The following is a 338-nucleotide window of genomic DNA, read 5'->3' as shown; positions in this document are numbered from 1 at the left end:
CATGGAGAAAGAAATAGAAAAGAAGGTAATGAATTTAGAGAAAAAAGCGTTGGTAGAGTTGAGAAGAATATGGAAGAAAGCATATGGGGAAGAGGCGCCTAAATACTCAAAGAAATATCTGATACCGAGATTAGCTTATAGAATGCAGGAAAAAGCATATGGAGAAATGTCAAGAAAAGGAGCAAAAAGACTAGAGTATCTGGCAGATCGGCTAGAGAAGGGAAAAAGAATAAGTAGCGATAAATTACCAATAGAAGGGACAGAATTAATATTAGAGAGAGGTGAAGAGACGCATGCAGTAATGGTAACAGATAAGGGTTTAATCTACAGAGAAGAAT

Annotated in this window: 1 protein-coding gene; it reads left to right on the top strand. The window is 36.4% G+C overall.

Annotated features, from left to right (window positions below; all coding sequences use genetic code 11):
- Position 1: 1 nt before the first annotated feature.
- Positions 2-338 (top strand): DUF2924 domain-containing protein (locus BA053_RS06450; RefSeq protein WP_065106884.1); only part of this gene is annotated, 337 nt, incomplete at its 3' end.

Origin of the sequence: Wolbachia endosymbiont of Nomada ferruginata (assembly GCF_001675785.1) — a bacterium.
In the GTDB taxonomy this organism is placed as follows: Bacteria; Pseudomonadota; Alphaproteobacteria; order Rickettsiales; family Anaplasmataceae; genus Wolbachia; species Wolbachia pipientis.
Note: the sequence above shows the minus strand (reverse complement) of the source record. Positions and strands in the feature narration are given on the sequence as shown.